At 43.4% G+C, this 17882-nt stretch carries 12 protein-coding genes, 1 tRNA gene and 1 pseudogene; 11 read left to right on the top strand and 3 right to left on the bottom strand.

The genetic code is table 11. The annotated features are described in order from the left end of the window. Window positions 1–95 precede the first annotated feature (95 nt). On the top strand, window positions 96–1481 hold the full coding sequence (selA, locus tag DXZ23_RS02895) for an L-seryl-tRNA(Sec) selenium transferase (RefSeq protein WP_021724677.1): 1386 nt from the start codon (window positions 96–98) through the stop codon (window positions 1479–1481). Further along, on the top strand, window positions 1478–3337 hold the full coding sequence (gene selB, locus DXZ23_RS02890) for a selenocysteine-specific translation elongation factor (RefSeq protein ID WP_017805571.1): 1860 nt from the start codon (window positions 1478–1480) through the stop codon (window positions 3335–3337). The genes selA and selB overlap by 4 nt, the downstream gene beginning before the upstream one ends. A 56-nt stretch (window positions 3338–3393) precedes the next feature. Here the strand turns inward: selB and DXZ23_RS02885 are convergent. Further along, a protein-coding gene (locus DXZ23_RS02885; protein ID WP_114995401.1) for an IS3 family transposase occupies window positions 3394–4733 on the bottom strand; the annotation gives its coding sequence in 2 pieces (ribosomal slippage) (window positions 3394–4283 and window positions 4283–4733; 1341 coding nt in all). 267 nt (window positions 4734–5000) lie between these two features. Beyond that, window positions 5001–5969 (bottom strand): 23S rRNA pseudouridine(955/2504/2580) synthase RluC, encoded by a 969-nt coding sequence (rluC, locus tag DXZ23_RS02880; protein WP_017805574.1) that lies wholly within the window; start codon window positions 5967–5969, stop codon window positions 5001–5003. Window positions 5970–6422: 453 nt separating this feature from the next. Between rluC and rne the strand changes: the two genes are divergently transcribed. From rne to DXZ23_RS02865, 3 genes and pseudogenes are all read left to right on the top strand, one after another. Continuing rightward, window positions 6423–9233, top strand: a complete 2811-nt coding sequence (gene rne / locus DXZ23_RS02875) for a ribonuclease E (RefSeq protein ID WP_021724673.1) — start codon at window positions 6423–6425, stop codon at window positions 9231–9233. Window positions 9234–9291: 58 nt separating this feature from the next. Further along, a pseudogene (locus DXZ23_RS02870) lies at window positions 9292–9942 on the top strand (IS1595-like element ISHpa1 family transposase). A gap of 173 nt (window positions 9943–10115) precedes the next feature. Next, a tRNA-Ser gene (locus DXZ23_RS02865) sits at window positions 10116–10205 on the top strand. Between the two features lie 321 nt (window positions 10206–10526). Here DXZ23_RS02865 and dapF read toward each other — a convergent pair. Beyond that, the gene (dapF, locus tag DXZ23_RS02860; RefSeq protein WP_017806621.1) at window positions 10527–11351 is read right to left on the bottom strand and encodes a diaminopimelate epimerase; all 825 of its coding nucleotides are present in this window, start codon (window positions 11349–11351) and stop codon (window positions 10527–10529) included. Window positions 11352–11565: 214 nt separating this feature from the next. On the opposite strand from dapF, the gene clpB reads away from it, so the two are divergent. The 6 genes from clpB to accB all read left to right on the top strand — a co-directional run bounded on the left by clpB (window position 11566) and on the right by accB (window position 17830). Beyond that, window positions 11566–14139, top strand: a complete 2574-nt coding sequence (gene clpB / locus DXZ23_RS02855; RefSeq protein ID WP_017806622.1) for an ATP-dependent chaperone ClpB — start codon at window positions 11566–11568, stop codon at window positions 14137–14139. Between the two features lie 155 nt (window positions 14140–14294). Beyond that, on the top strand, window positions 14295–15152 hold the full coding sequence (menB, locus tag DXZ23_RS02850) for a 1,4-dihydroxy-2-naphthoyl-CoA synthase (RefSeq protein WP_021724672.1): 858 nt from the start codon (window positions 14295–14297) through the stop codon (window positions 15150–15152). 107 nt (window positions 15153–15259) lie between these two features. Continuing rightward, on the top strand, window positions 15260–15682 hold the full coding sequence (locus tag DXZ23_RS02845; protein WP_017806623.1) for a hypothetical protein: 423 nt from the start codon (window positions 15260–15262) through the stop codon (window positions 15680–15682). Further along, window positions 15682–16674 carry an o-succinylbenzoate synthase gene (gene menC / locus DXZ23_RS02840; protein WP_017806624.1) on the top strand — a complete coding sequence of 331 codons (993 nt, stop codon included), beginning with the start codon at window positions 15682–15684 and terminating at the stop codon, window positions 16672–16674. Before DXZ23_RS02845 ends, menC begins: the two co-directional genes overlap by 1 nt. Before the next feature lie 89 nt (window positions 16675–16763). Next, a complete protein-coding gene (gene aroQ, locus DXZ23_RS02835; RefSeq protein WP_017806625.1) occupies window positions 16764–17216 on the top strand; it encodes a type II 3-dehydroquinate dehydratase in 453 nt (150 codons plus the stop codon). A 152-nt stretch (window positions 17217–17368) separates the two neighbouring features. Continuing rightward, a complete protein-coding gene (accB, locus tag DXZ23_RS02830; protein ID WP_017806626.1) occupies window positions 17369–17830 on the top strand; it encodes an acetyl-CoA carboxylase biotin carboxyl carrier protein in 462 nt (153 codons plus the stop codon). Window positions 17831–17882: the final 52 nt, after the last annotated feature.

Below are 17882 nucleotides of genomic sequence, written 5' to 3'. Positions count from 1 at the left end.
GGCTAGCTGAATAGATTATTGTATGTATTATGGTTAAATTGTAAATTCAAAATAAAAAGCAGTATGATTAAGCAAAAAATTTGTAGGAAATCAAAATGAACACGCTATTTCAACAGCTTCCCGCCATTGATAAATTGCTCAAACGCCCTGAGGTTGCCTTGCTCATTGAGGAATTTGGGCATTGTGCAGTGGTGAAAATTTGCCGTGCGTTGCTTGAAGATGCACGCTCGCACATAAAACAGCACAAAAAACTACCGCACTTTTTTACTGATGAAAATGCCCTCTTCGCCCAAATTCAAAAGGCACTACAGGCTCAACAGCAAGTAAAAATCCAGCCTGTGCATAACTTAACGGGAACGGTGTTGCACACCAATTTAGGGCGTGCTTTGTGGTCGGAAGCGGCACAACACGCCGCGTTGCTCGCGATGCAGGAAAATGTGGCATTGGAATATGATTTACACGCTGGGAAACGCAGCCATCGGGATCATTATATTAGCGAATTGCTCTGTGAACTCACGGGGGCTGAAGCTGCTTGTGTGGTGAATAATAATGCGGCGGCGGTGTTGTTGATGCTGGCTACCTTTGCGAAAGATAAGGACGTGGTGATTTCCCGTGGCGAGCTGATTGAAATCGGCGGTTCGTTCCGCATTCCCGATATTATGCAGCAAGCGGGCTGCCGTTTGGTGGAGGTGGGAACGACCAACCGCACCCATTTAGCCGATTATCAGCGTGCAATCAGCGAAAATACTGCCCTTTTAATGAAAGTTCACAGCAGTAACTATCAAATTTGTGGCTTTACTCATAGCGTAAGTGAAGCCGAATTAGTGGAGCTTGGTAAGTCGGTGAATATCCCCATTGTCACGGATTTAGGCAGTGGAGCGTTAATTGATCTCAGCCAATACGGCTTACCCGCAGAACCAACGGTGCAAGAAAAATGGCAGCAGGGTGTGGATTTAATCTCATTTTCTGGGGATAAATTACTTGGTGGCCCACAGGTCGGCATTATTGTAGGGAAAAAATCGCTGATCGCCCAGCTTCAAGCTCACCCGCTAAAACGTGCCTTGCGTTGTGATAAAGTCATTCTCGCAGGGTTAGAAGCCACCTTGCGTTTATATCTTCAGCCTGAAAAACTGGCGGAAAAGCTCACCACCTTGCATTTACTCACACAGCCACAAGCCCAATTACGCGAACAGGCGGAGCGACTCAAAGTGCGGTTAGAAAATAAGCTCAATTTTGCCTACCAAGTACGTATTGAGGAAAGCCAAGCCCAGATTGGCAGCGGTGCTCAGCCACTGGCAAGATTGCCCTCTATGGCGATCACCTTAGAAGAAAAAACAACGGAAAAACTGACCGCACTTATTCAACGCTTGAAACAGCTTCCACAGCCAATCATTGGTCGGGTGGAACAGAACAAATTATGGCTTGATTTGCGTAGCCTCGCGAATTTTGACCGCTTACTGAACACATTGGAGCAACTATGATCATTGTTACCTCAGGCCACGTTGATCACGGAAAAACCGACTTATTACAATCACTTACAGGAAAAAATGCGGATCGGTTACCCGAAGAAAAAAAACGTGGAATGACCATTGATTTAGGCTACGCCTATCTTCCGCTGAAAGACAAAAGCCTCGGCTTTATTGATGTGCCAGGACACGAAAAATTTCTTTCCAATATGCTCGCGGGGCTAGGCGGTGTGCATTATGCAATGCTAATCATCGCCGCTGATGAGGGCATTCAACCGCAAACGCAGGAACATTTAGCCATTTTGCGTTTATTGCGTTTTGAGCAAATTATTGTGGTGATCAGCAAATCGGATAATGCCGAAGAAGCACAAATTTCCCAATTAAAACAACAAATTACCCAACAATATCCGTTTTTAACCGACAGCCCATTTTTTATCACCTCTGCCCGCACGGGGCAAGGCATCGCAGAATTGCAGGATTATCTCGCCCATCTTCCCGAACGGGCGGAGCGTGATCGTCCGTTCCGCTATGCCATTGATCGCATTTTCAGCCTCAAAGGGGTGGGAACAGTGGTAACTGGAACGGCATTTAGCGGGCAAGTTGCCGTTGATGACGTGCTTTACTTATCCACAGGGCAAAAAGTGCGGATTAAAAATATTCACAGCCAAGATCAGCAAGCGAATGAAGGTTTTGCAGGGCAACGTTTAGCCCTCAATATCCAAACGGAAGTGGAACGAAACGCCATTCAGCGGGGAGATTGGCTTTTTGCCCAGCCCCCTTTACCGCCAACGGATCGGCTGACCATTGACGTGGAAGCCGAAAACCTGTTGCAAGAAAGTCAGCCCGTGCATATTTACCACGCGGCGACTCGCACAACGGGCAAGCTCACTCTTTTGCAACATAAACAATGTTATCCACAGCAAAACGCCTTGGCAGAATTAGTGCTTGAACAGCCGTTATTTTTGACCGACGGCGACAAATTGATTTTACGCAGTGGCGATGCGAAAACCCTTGTGGGCGGAGCAAGGGTGATTGAGATCCGCTCGCCAAAACGCTATAAACGCACTGAAGTGCGGTTAGATTTTTTGCACAATTTGCAACAGGCGAACACCACAGCGGAGCGTTTGGCTTGCTATTTGCAACAACGCCCATTGCCCCTCGCTGAGCTGGCTTGGCTAAGTCAATGCTCCGCAACGCAACTTACCGCACTTTTAACGCAAATTCACGCTCATTCTTGGCAAAATTGGGCATTTAACGCGGAATATGCACAAACTCAGCAAGCAAATCTTTTGCAAACCCTCGCGGATTATCATCAACAGCACGCCGATCAGCTTGGACTAAGCAAAGCCCGTTTATATCGCATTGCCGCCATTAAACAGCCCGAAGCCTTGATTTATCACTTCATTGATACCCTACTTGCTCAAGACAAGATCCAGCAAACACGCGGCTGGCTGCATTTGCCTGAGCATAAAATCCGCTTCACGCCGCAAGAGCAAGCCTTATGGCAAGATGTTCTATGCCATTTTGAGCAACAACAAGGGCAAGCCTTGTGGGTGCGTGATCTGGCTAACTTGCTCGAAATGGAAGAGAGCGAAATGCGAAACTTCCTCTATAAAGCGGGAAAATTGGGGTATCTCACCCCCATCGTGCGGGATCGTTTTATCCTCACCGAAACCCTCTACGGCTATGCACGTTGGATCAAAGCATTCATTGAACAAAATGGACAGATTTCCGTGAACCAACTGCGAGATCAATTACAATGGGGCAGAAAAATGACCGTGCAATTAATGGAATATCTTGACCGCTGCGGGTTCTTACGCCGCAAAGGCAATGTGCATTTATTGCGAGATGGTGAGTTGTTTGAACTGTAAATAACAAAGTGCGGTGTTAAAAACCTCTAAATTTGATCTGCCCCCAAAAAGTTAGACTATATTCTAATTTCATTCAAGGACTGAGTTCTGTATTCCACAGGGCTTAGTCCTTTGAGCTTCACTTGAATACGCTCATTGTTGTAGTAATGAATGTACTCGTGAATCACTTTTTCAAGCTGTTCAAAGGTTTCAAACCGCTTGCCAAAGTAACATTCCGTCTTCAATCGCCCGAAAAAGCTTTCCATCGCACCATTATCAAGGCAATTGCCTTTTCTCGATATACTTTGCTTAATACCGTGTTTTTTCAATATCTCCCGATAACCCATCATTTGATACTGCCACCCTTGGTCGGAATGCAGTATCGGTTTTTCCCCCGCTAATCGGTTCACCGCCTGGGTCAACATTCTGGTTATCTGCTCAAAATTCGGACTTCTCGCCACATCATAAGCAATAATTTCGTTATTAAACAAGTCTTTAATCGGCGATAAATACACTTTGCCTTCCGCACATTTGAACTCGGTGATATCCGTTACCCACTTCTCATTCGGCATCGTTGCCGTAAAATCCCGTTGCAACAGATTATCGGCAATGTGTCCCACTTTGCCTTGGTAAGAACGATATTTTTTCTGCTTACTTTTTCCTTTTAACCCCAAACGTTGCATTATCGCTTGCCCCCTTTTGTGGTTGATAATCAAGTATTTCCTTAATTCCAAGGTAATTCGACGATAACCATAATTTTCGTCATTTTTGCGATAAATTTCCTCTATTTTCTGTGAAATCGCTACATTTTTATCCGACTTTGGCTTGAGATGATAAAAGAACGAACTGCGTGCCAATCCGATTAGCCTGAGTAACAATTCCAACGGGAAACGCGAGCGTAAGGCATTTACGATGACGGCTTTTTCTGCATTTTTTGTTGGTTGAGTTCCTGCAACTTTTTTAGCATTGCATTCTCCGCTTCTAATTCCAAAATTCGGTAACGCAAGCGTTCTTCTTCTGTTTTGGGCGTTGGTGGCATTTTAGGTGAGTTGAGTTTCATACTTGGACGACCTTTAGGTTTGAGTAATAACCCATCTATACCTTGTTTTTCAAAGCGTTGCAACCATTGACTAATTATCCCTGAACTGGGGATATCAAAGCGAAAGCAGGCGGCTTCAGCGGAGCACTGGCCTTTTTTGATAGCTTGAATAACCTTTAATTTAAACTCAACAGAATAACATCGTTTTTTACCTAACACAGCCAATCCATTGATTCCATTATGATTAAATTTTGCAATCCAACGTGCTAACGTGCTTTGGGGAAGCTGAAAATACTGGCGAGTAAGCGAACGGTTTTTTCCATTTTGATGATAAAAGTCGAGCACTTGTTGTTTGAAACGTTGAGTATATTTAGTCATAAAAAATCTGCACCTTAATCAGTTGGTTATTTAGTCCAACTTTTGGGGTGCAGATCAATTTCGTACCGCACTTTGTTACTTTCTGATTTTAAAATCAAATATCAAGATATAGTCGTTTAAGTTCAAAATAAGACAAGGCAACAAGCCGCAGACAGTACAAATAGTACGGCAAGGCGAAGTAACGCAGTATTATTTTGAAATCAAACGACTATAATTTAATTAAGCCTATACTAAATGTTTGGAATGGTTTAATTTTTCATTTATAAACTACATTCTCCGTAGTCGGTTTAAAATTTCTTTTAGCTCATTTTTAAGAGGGGCAATGAGAGTTAATTTTTCTTGCGTTTTTGGGTGTTCCAAACGAATGGCATAGGCGTGTAAAAATAAGCGATCTAGCCCTAATTCCGCCATTTGACTATCGAATTGTTTATCGCCATATTTGTTGTCTAGGGCGATGGGGTGACCTGCATATTGGGTATGTACACGAATTTGGTGAGTTCTCCCAGTAACAGGAGAGGCTTTGATGAGCGTGGCGTTTTTATAACGTTCCTCAATACTGAATAAGGTTTCTGATGGTTTGCCTTGCTCGCTCACTCGCACAATGCGTTCGCCGCCTGCCAGTTCATTTTTGAGTAAAGGTGCTTTAATGGCTTTACAGTGGGATTGCCATTGCCCACGCACTAAAGCGAGATAATCTTTGCGGATAGTTTTATTGCGGAGCTGTTCGTGCAAATGACGCAGGGCAGAGCGTTTTTTCGCCACTAATAAAATGCCAGAGGTGTCGCGGTCTAAACGATGCACCAATTCTAAAAAACGGGCTTCGGGGCGTAAGGCACGCAAGGCTTCGATCACGCCAAAATCAACCCCACTACCGCCGTGTACTGCGATACCAGAGGGTTTGTTTAACACGAGCAGTACTTCATCTTCAAAAAGAATTTGCTGTTCTAATTGTGCCACTTTGTTTAATTTTTTGGAGATTGGAGGCTGTGCTTTTTCGCTAATTCGCACGGGCGGCACACGCACAATATTGCCACTTTGTAGCTTGTATTCAGGCTTGATTCGCCCTTTATTTACCCGCACTTCACCTTTGCGTAAAATGCGATAGATTAAGCTTTTCGGTACGCCTTTAAGTTTTGTCAAAAGATAGTTATCAATGCGTTGCCCCGCTTCATCTTCACTAATTTGGAGCATTTTTACGCTGGGATTTAAGATTTTTTCTGCACTTTTTTCTGTCATTATGGTTCATTTTATGGAGGACTAATTTGAGCGGATTATAGCATAAATGCACGGAATTACCTTGCTAAAAAATGAGGTTCAAGGGATAATAGAGCGTATTTTTACCTGCTCTTCAGGGGAAAATCAAAGGTCATTAACAATAATGCAGCATATGGCATAAGACATTGTTTATTAATGAAAAGGGATAAAACGCAAACGTTTAAGTTTAAATGTGGGGTTTATCCGCCGTGTGAAAATTACCCACGCTTGCAAAATAATACGCTCAGTCATTTTGTTTGTATCGAATAATGTTGTGGTTTACTCCATTTGTGATTCGATAACGCAATCAATGCACCCAGCAACTGACAGTCGAGAGAATGACATTTTGCGACAGACACGAGGTCGATTGCGAAGCCAAAAGTGCGGTAGTTTTTTATGATAAATTTTTAAAATGAAAATATAAGAGAACACTTAATGAAAAGAATGTTAATCAACGCAACCCAAAAAGAGGAGTTGCGTGTTGCCCTCGTTGATGGGCAACGATTATTTGACTTGGATATTGAAAGTCCTGGTCACGAACAAAAAAAAGCCAACATTTATAAAGGGCGTATTACCCGTGTTGAGCCTAGTCTTGAAGCCGCTTTTGTGGATTATGGGGCAGAACGCCACGGTTTCCTTCCATTAAAAGAAATCGCCCGTGAATATTTCCCCGCCGATTATGTGTATCAAGGTCGCCCAAATATTCGTGATATTTTGCACGAGGGGCAAGAAGTTATCGTTCAAGTAAACAAAGAAGAACGTGGTAACAAAGGGGCGGCACTCACTACTTTCGTTTCCTTGGCGGGCAGCTATTTGGTGATTATGCCAAACAATCCGCGAGCGGGCGGCATTTCCCGCCGTATTGAAGGGGAAGAACGTTTAGAATTAAAAGAAGCCTTGAGTTCCCTTGATGTGCCTGAGGGCGTGGGGTTAATCGTGCGTACCGCTGGGGTCGGCAAATCGCCAGAAGAATTGCAATGGGATTTAAAAGTCTTGTTACATCATTGGGAAGCGATTAAACAAGCCTCTGAAAGCCGTCCTGCTCCTTTCTTAATTCATCAAGAAAGTGATGTGATCGTGCGTGCGATTCGTGATTACTTACGCCGCGACATTGGTGAAATTTTGATTGATAATCAAAAAGTTTACGAAAAAGCCAAAGCCCATATTAAATTAGTGCGTCCTGACTTCATCAATCGCGTTAAACTTTATCAAGGCGAAGTGCCACTATTCAGCCATTATCAAATTGAATCGCAAATTGAATCAGCCTTCCAACGTGAAGTGCGTTTACCATCTGGCGGTTCAATTGTGATTGACGTTACCGAAGCATTGACGGCGATTGATATTAACTCAGCACGCTCAACCCGTGGCGGTGATATTGAAGAAACTGCACTTAATACTAACCTTGAAGCGGCTGATGAAATTGCACGCCAGTTACGCCTGCGTGATTTGGGCGGTTTGATCGTGATTGACTTCATTGATATGACCCCAATTCGCCATCAGCGTGAAGTGGAAAATCGTATGCGTGATGCGGTGCGTCAAGACCGAGCGCGTATCCAAATTAGCCGTATTTCTCGCTTTGGTTTATTGGAAATGTCGCGTCAGCGTTTAAGCCCGTCGTTGGGCGAATCTTCTCACCACGTTTGCCCGCGTTGTCAAGGCACAGGCAAAATTCGTGATAATGAATCCCTTTCTTTATCCATTTTGCGGTTGCTAGAAGAAGAGGCGATCAAAGAAAACACCAAGCAAGTTCACACCATTGTGCCAGTGCAAATCGCTTCTTATCTATTAAATGAGAAACGCCGAGCCATTAGTAGTATTGAAAAACGCCACAATGTGGATATTGTGGTCGCCCCAAATGAAGCAATGGAAACACCGCACTTTAGCGTGTTCCGTGTGCGTGAGGGGGAAGATGTTCACGAGTTAAGTTATAACTTAGCCAAATTACATCAAGCTCAAGATGATCATTTTACGACAGAGGAATCTTTGGTAACACGTAATATTGAAACTGCTGCAGTAACGGTGGATAGCGTGTTAGAAAATGCGGCGGTTTCGTTAGCGATTGAAACGCCAGCACCAATGCCAACGACGAAGAAGGAAGCGAAACCTTCACTGTTTTCCCGTATATTGGCAAAGATTAAAGCTCTATTTAGCGATGAACCAGAAGCGAAGAAAACGCCAAATCGTTCAAACAAGAATAATCGTCGTCGTAACCAAGAGCGTCGTTCTTCTCGCCGTCCTCGTAATGAAACGGTGAAGAATACGGAAGATAAACGGCAAGAGAAAGTGGCAGATCCAGAGGTGCGTTCTTCACGGAAACCGCGAAAAGCACAGCCTGACGAAAGCTATCAAAAGCTAGAAACGAAAGAAACAGAAAGCATTGTGGAAGTGGTGCAGCCGCGTCGCCCACGCCGTGATTTGCGTAAAAAAGTGCGTGTTCCTGATATGCAAGAGCTATCAGCTCAGATGGTCGAAACAATGGCGGAAACCGAATCTGTATCCCATCAAAAAGTGGTTGAATCTGTTGAGATAAACAAGGAAGAGGAAGTTCTTGCTCCAACTTGCGAAGGAGAACACAGTGTAGAAAATGAAAAACGCCGTGATAATCGACGCCGTTTGCCTCGTCATTTACGTGTCAATCATTCTCGCTATCGTCGTCAATCACAAGGTGGTGAAAAGTCGCCGATGCCATTATTTGCCGCAGTAGCTTCTCCAGAATTAGCGAGTGGGAAAGTATGGATTAATAGTGGTGCTTTGGCTAATAGTAGAATGAATACATTCTTATCTGTAGATGAATTGCTTGAACAGCAGGATAAGGATAAATCAGAAATCACATCAGTGATACCCGTGACGGGGCTGCTTGTGCAAAATAATATCGAGGAACCTAAACCATTGACTGGGTTTGTTAGTCAGCCAGCAAATGAGTCCGTGGAGAAAAAGGTACAGGAATCTTTACAGCGTTTACAGTCTGTTAATATGGAATCGCCAGAAAACGTATCTCAAAGTGTAATCAAAATTGAAGAAAAAACTGACCGCACTTATGAATTTAGTGGTCGGTTAGGTACAATATCGGCGGTTGTTCATACTAAAGCTGAAATGACTCCCGCAAAAATAGTTCCTAGTGAAAATTTAGCTTATCCTATCGTAGAGTGGAAAGAATCTCGTTATTACTTCTATGGGCGGGGGGCTGCTGGTCATCATAGTGCTATAAGCCACGTTTATTCTGAACCAAGAAGAGCAGTAGAATAATAAGTAAGGGGCTGTCCTAGATAACAACTAAAAAATCTATTTAGGTTAGAATGAACCAATGAGAAAAAGTCGTCTAAGTCAGCACAAACAAAATAAACTCATTGAGCTATTTGTTGCAGGTGTTACTGCAAGGACAGCAGCAGAGTTAGTCAATGTAAACAAAACGACTGCCGCATATTACTTTCATCGTTTACGCCAACTCATCTATCAAAACAGCCTTCACTTAGAGATGTTTGAAGGTGAAATTGAAGCCGATGAAAGTTATTTTGGCGGTGCTCGCAAAGGCAAACGTGGTTGTGGTGCGGCAGGGAAAATTGCGGTATTCGGGCTTCTCAAGCGCAATGGCAAGGTTTATACCGTTGCGGTTCCAAATACGCAATCTGCCACCTTGTTACCCATTATTCGGGAGCAGGTAAAGCCTGATAGTATTGTTTACACCGATAATTATCGTAGTTATGACGTGCTTGATGTGAGTGAATTTAGTCATTTTCGTATCAATCACAGCACACATTTTGCTGAAAATCATAACCACATTAACGGAATTGAGAATTTTTGAAGCCAAGCAAAACGCCATTTACGCAAATTTAATGGTATCCCAAAAGCGCATTTTGAGCTTTATTTAAAGGAATGTGAATGGCGTTTTAATTACAGCAACATAAAAAGTCAAATTTCTATTTTAAAACAATTGGTTAAAGGGAGTTTAGTCTAGTTATCTAGGACAGCCCCATAAGTAAATTAAAACTGAGTATTGGAATTCCTAATACTCAGTTTTTGTTTGAATGGTGAACAAGTTGCTGTAAAAAGAAGCAGTTGAATTGAAATCTAATTTTCATACTTGACTTGGTATAACAAAATTCGTATTATTCACCTCGCTTAAATCACGGAGGAATGGTCGAGTGGTTGAAGGCACCGGTCTTGAAAACCGGCGAGGGTTTACGCCCTCCGTGAGTTCGAATCTCACTTCCTCCGCCATTTTTTAGATGTCGTATGTTAAGGATTTATAAATCAATAACTACGGCTTTTTTATTTTTTCCCCTCTTTTTGTATTTCATCATTCTTCGATTTTATTTTTAGCTTATTAAAAATGAGATTTTTGCCCTATTTAATATAGGGCTTATTGTTTTTGTAAACATTTCTTTAGAAATTAATTATAGATTATTTGAAATATATGGTAGTCAGGAATTATCCTTTCTTAAATATAGTGGTACTTAAGTTTGGAAGTATATTTCAGTTGTGCAAACGTATATTAGATTAAGAAACAAATCTAAAGGCAAAATTTGTTTTTTAATGGAGCTAAAACTTTACGACTCCATCATAAATATGCGTGGCATCGCCTGTCATATAAAGTGGGTGGCCCTCGCCTTGCCATTCGATAGTCAGACTACCACCTGGGAGATCCACTTGCACTTTGTTATCCAAAAGGCCTTGCATAATGCCCACTGCGGCGGCGGCACAAGCACCACTGCCACAGGCTTGGGTTTCGCCTGCTCCGCGTTCGTAAACGCGTAATTTAATGTGGTTACGATTAATAACTTGCATAAAGCCTGCATTTACGCGTTCTGGAAAACGTTCGTGGCTTTCTAATAGTGGGCCTAATTGCTCTACATTAGCGGTGGTAATGTCCTCCACTTGCACCACGCAATGTGGGTTACCCATAGAAACCGCGCCACATAGCACGGTTTGAATGTCGGTGCGTAAAATGTAGTTTTTCTCGAATTTGTTGGCGATAAATGGGATCTTCGCCGGTTCCCAAATCGGTTCGCCCATATTCACGCGGATCATTCCGTCATCTTGCACTGTTAGGATCATTTTGCCTTTGGCGGTGCTGACTGCGATGTCTTTTTTGTTGGTTAGCCCTTTCATTGTCACAAAACGAGCGAAACATCTCGCACCATTGCCACATTGTGCCACTTCACTGCCGTCAGCGTTGAAAATGCGATAGTGAAAATCCAAATCAGGATCATAAGGTGGCTCAACCACTAAAAGTTGATCAAAGCCAATTCCTGTGTGGCGATTCGCCAATTTTTTAATGGTTTCCGTTGGAAAGTAAACATTCTGCGTTACCGCATCCACCACCACAAAATCATTGCCTAATCCGTGCATTTTGGAAAATTGCATTTTTCCGTCCTTATTGAAAATCGTTAATTCGTCGCAATTATAAAGGTGAAGTGAGATTGAGTAAACTCTCCATTAGTGCAACCTATCGTTCTAAAATGATTAATAGATTTTTTTTCATTTTACTCTTGAAATTGCCAAATTAGTCCTCACTTACTTGAGTAAGCCAAGCCGTACAAGCTAGGCAACAGAATTTAATATTGAGGAAGAATAGATTATGAATATAGAAAAATTTACTACTAGATTTCAACAAGCCTTGAGTGAGGCACAATCTTTAGCTTTAGGCAAAGATAACCAGTTTATTGAACCAGTGCATTTAATGACTGCACTTTTAAATCAAGAAGGTGGATCTATTGCCCCGATTTTAACAGCCAGTGGCGTGAATGTGGCATTATTCCGCAATGAATTAAATGCGGAACTCAACCGCTTACCGCAAGTTTCAGGCAATGGCGGCGATGTGCAGATTTCACGCAACTTGGTGAATTTATTAAATTTATGCGACAAGCTCGCACAGCAAAAGCAAGATAAATATATTTCATCAGAACTCTTTTTATTAGCCGCGTTAGAAGAAAAAGGCAACCTAAGCGAAATATTACGCAAGTGCGGTGCAAAAAAAGAGCATTTACAACAAGCAATCAACCAAATTCGAGGAGGTCAGTCAGTGAACGACCAAAATGCAGAAGAAAGCCGTCAGGCATTAGAAAAATATACCATTGATTTAACCGCTCGGGCGGAAAGTGGCAAGTTAGATCCTGTGATTGGACGTGATGAAGAAATTCGCCGTACTATTCAAGTGTTACAACGCCGGAGTAAAAATAATCCAGTATTAATTGGTGAGCCAGGTGTTGGTAAAACCGCCATTGTAGAGGGCTTGGCACAACGTATTGTAAATGGTGAAGTGCCAGAGGGATTAAAAAATAAACGCGTGCTTTCCCTTGATATGGGGGCATTAATTGCGGGTGCAAAATATCGTGGTGAGTTTGAAGAACGTTTAAAAGCGGTTCTCAATGAAATTGCTAAGGAAGAAGGGCGTATTATTCTGTTCATTGATGAAATTCACACAATGGTTGGAGCAGGTAAAACTGACGGTGCAATGGACGCGGGTAACTTATTAAAACCGTCATTGGCGCGTGGTGAGCTACACTGCGTGGGGGCAACAACCCTTGATGAATACCGTCAATATATTGAAAAAGATGCCGCACTTGAACGCCGTTTCCAAAAAGTGTTTGTGGACGAGCCAAGTGTTGAGGATACCATTGCTATCTTGCGTGGCTTGAAAGAGCGTTATGAAATTCACCATCACGTTCAAATTACCGACCCAGCAATCGTGGCGGCAGCAACCCTTTCTCATCGTTATATTTCCGATCGTCAATTACCAGACAAAGCCATTGATTTAATTGACGAAACGGCATCAAGTATTCGTATGGAAATTGACTCAAAACCTGAGCCGTTAGATCGCCTTGATCGCCGTATTATCCAATTAAAATTGGAACAACAAGCGTTACAAAAAGAAGACGATGATGCCAGCCGTAAACGCCTTGAAATGCTAGAAAAAGAGTTGGTAGAAAAAGAGCGTGAATACGCGGAATTAGAAGAAGTATGGAAAAGCGAAAAAGCTGCCCTTTCTGGCACGCAACACATTAAAGCGGAATTGGAAAATGCCAAAACCCAAATGGAACAAGCGCGCCGCGTGGGTGATTTAAACAAAATGTCCGAACTACAATACGGTCGCATTCCAGAGCTTGAAAAACAACTGGCACAAGCAGAAAGTGCGGAAAACAAAGAAATGCACTTGCTTCGTTATCGTGTTACTGATGAAGAAATCGCCGAAGTGCTTTCCCGTGCCACAGGCATTCCTGTATCCAAAATGATGGAGGGGGAAAAAGAGAAACTCTTGCGTATGGAAAAAGAATTGCACAAACGCGTGGTTGGACAGAATGAAGCGGTGGAAGCAGTAGCGAACGCCATTCGCCGTAGCCGTGCAGGATTATCCGATCCAAATCGCCCAATTGGTTCATTCCTTTTCTTAGGGCCGACTGGGGTGGGTAAAACCGAATTGTGTAAAACTTTGGCGAAGTTCTTATTTGATGACGAAACCGCGATGGTTCGTATTGATATGTCAGAATTTATGGAAAAACACAGCGTTTCTCGCTTAGTGGGTGCCCCACCGGGATATGTAGGCTATGAAGAAGGGGGCTACTTAACCGAAGCCGTTCGCCGCCGCCCATATTCTGTGGTGTTATTGGACGAAGTGGAAAAAGCACACGCTGATGTTTTCAACATTTTATTACAAGTGCTTGATGACGGACGCTTAACAGATGGGCAAGGTCGCACGGTAGATTTCCGTAACACCGTAGTGATTATGACTTCAAATCTCGGTTCAGATTTAATCCAAACGAACCGCGATTTAGATTACAGTGCGATGAAAGAATTGGTGATGTCGGTAGTGAGCCAGCATTTCCGCCCAGAGTTCATCAACCGTATTGATGAAACCGTGGTGTTCCACCCATTGGATAAAGAAAACATTCGCACCATTGCGAAAATCCAATTACAACGTTTAGAAAAACGTATGGAAACGCACGGCTATCACCTAGAATTTACTGACGCAGCGTTAGATTTCATCGGTGAAATCGGGTATGACCCAATTTATGGAGCAAGACCACTTAAACGGGCAATCCAACAAGAAGTGGAAAACCCATTGGCACAAAAAATTCTCTCAGGGGAATTATTGCCAGGTAAACCAATTACTATTGATTATGTAGATGGAAACATTATTACGCGTCAATCGTAATTCTTCCCCAAAAAACACCGCACTTTTGCGGTAAGCCAAAGCCTCGCGAATGCGAGGCTTTCTTTTTACCTTTCTTTGTACTCTTATTGCTTGCTTTTCATCATTCCCAGATTAAGCTATAATGCCGAAAGTTTTTATTAACAAAGGAATTTATTATGCAAAATCCAAAAGATGATGTGCTTTACGCCCCTGTTGAGTGGGTTGATCACAGCGAAGGTTACACGGATATTCTTTATCACAAATCCACCGATGGCATTGCCAAAATCACCATTCACCGCCCAGAAGTGCGTAACGCCTTTCGCCCGCAAACGGTGAAAGAAATGATCAACGCCTTTTCTGACGCTCGTTTTGACGAAAAAATTGGCGTGATCGTGCTAACAGGACAAGGGGAAAAAGCGTTCTGCTCAGGCGGCGATCAAAAAGTGCGTGGCGATTACGGCGGTTATAAAGACGACGCGGGCGTGCATCACCTCAACGTGTTGGATTTTCAGCGTGATATTCGTAGCTGTCCGAAACCCGTGGTGGCAATGGTGGCAGGCTATGCTATCGGTGGCGGCCACGTTTTACATATGCTTTGCGATCTGACCATTGCAGCGGAAAATGCCATTTTCGGTCAAACTGGCCCGAAAGTAGGATCATTTGACGGCGGTTGGGGTGCAAGCTATATGGCGCGCATTGTAGGGCAGAAAAAAGCCCGTGAAATTTGGTTCTTATGCCGTCAATACAACGCCCAAGAAGCCTTAGAGATGGGCTTAGTGAACACCGTTGTACCTTATGCGGAGTTAGAAAAAGAAACCGTGCGTTGGTGTCGTGAAATGTTGCGTAACAGCCCAATTGCCCTGCGTTGCTTGAAAGCCGCCTTAAACGCCGATTGCGACGGACAAGCAGGCTTACAAGAACTAGCTGGCAATGCCACAATGCTGTTCTATATGACCGAAGAAGGGCAAGAGGGTCGTAACGCCTTCAACGAAAAACGCGCCCCAGATTTCGGTAAATTTAAGCGTAACCCATAAGCAAAAGTGCGGTCAAAAAATCACAGTATTTTTTGACCGCACTTTAGTTTTAATTATGACTATGCAACCTATTTCACTTAAAAAAACTCGCGTTATTTTGGACGGGGGTGGTTGGTCTGAATGCGGCGTTGTGCTTTTTCTTCGGGCTATTGGTGGCGAGTGATGTGATGTCTGTACTCGGAATGGTAGCGGGGGTGTTGTGCTTTATCGCTTTTTACACCTTTATCGATTATCAATTACTCCGCCGCAATCAATTACAATGGCACAAGGCATTGCGTCAAAGCAGTTGGCTGAAAGCCCTGTTGCAAGGTACGGTATTTTTCCATTTTTCTATCGAATTTTTTTGTGGCTTCCTTGCCTTAGCTGCACTGGAAGGTTTTTTCAAAGGGCTGATTCCCCCCTTTTGGCATAGTTTATTTGCGACACTCATCACGGGCTTGTTGCTTTCTTTTATCCTTTTGCTCATCAGCGTTCTGCTGATTGTCATTAAAAAATTTGCCTGTAACCCCCATACTCAAGGAGAAACATAATGCGTTCTTATCAACTTTATCGTTACCAAATTCCGATGGATTCCCAAGTGGTGCTGCGTAATCGCTTTTTGAAACTGCGTGAGGGGTTGCTAGTGCAAATTCGTTGTGGCGAACACGAGGGTTGGGGGGAAATTGCTCCACTGCCTGAATTTAGCCAAGAAACCCTTGAACAGGCAGAAGCCCAAGCCAAGCAGTGGCTAAAAGATTGGGACGTGGCTCGCAGTCAAAATCAAAAATTATCCCTTGAGGGGCTTTATCCCTCGGTCGCCTTTGGGCTGAGTTGTGCCTTGGCAGAAATGAAAGGGGAATTACCTGCTGAGGGTAATTATCGCACTGCACCGCTCTGCTATGGCGATCCTGATGAGTTGTACGCTGAACTCAATCAAATTGAGGGCGAGAAAATTGCAAAAATCAAGGTGGGCTTATACGAAGCCAATCGCGATGGCTTAATCGCCGATATGTTTTTAGAAGCCATTCCCGATTTGAAACTTCGTTTAGATGCGAACCGTGCGTGGACACCCGCGAAAGCCCAATTATTCGCCAAATATGTGAAACCTGAGCATCGCTCACGCATTCAATTTTTGGAAGAACCTTGCAAAATGCAAGAAGAAAGTCGCCAGTTCGCCCAAGAAACGGGCATTGCTATTGCGTGGGACGAAAGTGTACGCGAGCCAAATTTTCAGGTGAAAAAAGAACCGCACTTAGCGGCGATTATCATCAAGCCTACTTTGATCGGCAGCCTTGAGCGTTGCATCGAACTTATCAAACAAGCACATCAGCAAGGCTTGATGGCTGTGATCAGTTCTTCATTAGAAAGCAGTTTTGCTTTAACTCAGTTGGCACGCATTGCACAGCGTTACACGCCAGATACCACGCCGGGCTTGGATACGCTCGATCTAATGCAATATCAGCTTGTTCGCCCGTGGGCGGGTTCAACCTTACCATTATTGGAATTGAACAGAGAAAATATCGTCAAAGTGAATATGGATTAAAATGTATATTGGTTCGACCAGCCATAAGGCAACGGCAATTTTTATAAAAATCATTATAATGCAAAAAGTTAAAGGGAAAAGGATTAATTATGTCAGCATCTGCACGAATTTTGTTACTTAATGGCCCGAATTTGAATATGCTCGGTAAACGTGAGCCAAAGCATTACGGCACGTTGTCTTTGAGTACCATTGAGCAACGAATGCAACAGCTTGCAAATGAACATCAGATTGAACTCACTTGCTTCCAAGCGAACAGTGAAGAAAAATTGATCGAGAAAATTCATCAAAGTTTTCAACAAGTTGATTTCATTATTATTAACCCTGCGGCATACACCCACACCAGCGTGGCATTGCGTGATGCCTTGCTGGCGGTGGCGATTCCCTTTGTGGAAGTGCATTTGTCCAACGTGCATAAACGTGAGTCATTCCGCCATCATTCTTACTTTAGCGATGTGGCAGAGGGGGTAATTTATGGATTAGGTGCGCAAGGTTATGAATTTGCTTTCCATTACGCACGGCAATATTTAGCAAATAAGGCATAATTTGCCGAAAATTTCGCGAAATTGACAGAATTTTATCGCAAAAAGGATCGTTTTCAGGTAATCTTTGCCACGGAAATTTAAGTTTAAAAACCACCGCACTTTGCGTTCCCTATAAAGTGCGGTCAAAAATATTCACATTTTAGGAAAACATTATGGATATTCGTAAAATTAAAAAACTCATCGAATTAGTTGAAGAATCGGGCATTATGGAGCTTGAAATTTCTGAGGGGGAAGAATCCGTACGCATTAATCGCGGTTCACCTGCGACCACCGCGGTACAATACACCTTACCAAGCGTGGCTGCTACTCAACCTGCAAGTCCAGCCCCTGCACAGCCTGCTACACCTGCGGTGGAAGTGCCAGCGGCGACGGAAGTTTCAGGTCATCAAGTGCGTTCACCAATGGTGGGAACCTTCTACCGCAGCCCAAGCCCAGAGGCGAAACCATTTGTTGAAGTGGGGCAAACGGTGAAAGTGGGCGATGCCTTATGTATTGTGGAAGCAATGAAGATGATGAACCGCATTGAAGCCGACAAAGCGGGCGTGGTGAAAGCGATCTTAATTAATGACGGCGAGCCTGTTGAGTTTGACGAACCGTTAATCGTTATCGAATAATTCATTTCTATCTAGGTAGGGCGAACGCCCTATCTTACTATTCCAAGAGATC

Origin of the sequence: Avibacterium paragallinarum (assembly GCF_900450705.1) — a bacterium.
GTDB classification, from domain to species: domain Bacteria; phylum Pseudomonadota; class Gammaproteobacteria; order Enterobacterales; family Pasteurellaceae; genus Avibacterium; species Avibacterium paragallinarum.
Note: the sequence above shows the minus strand (reverse complement) of the source record. Positions and strands in the feature narration are given on the sequence as shown.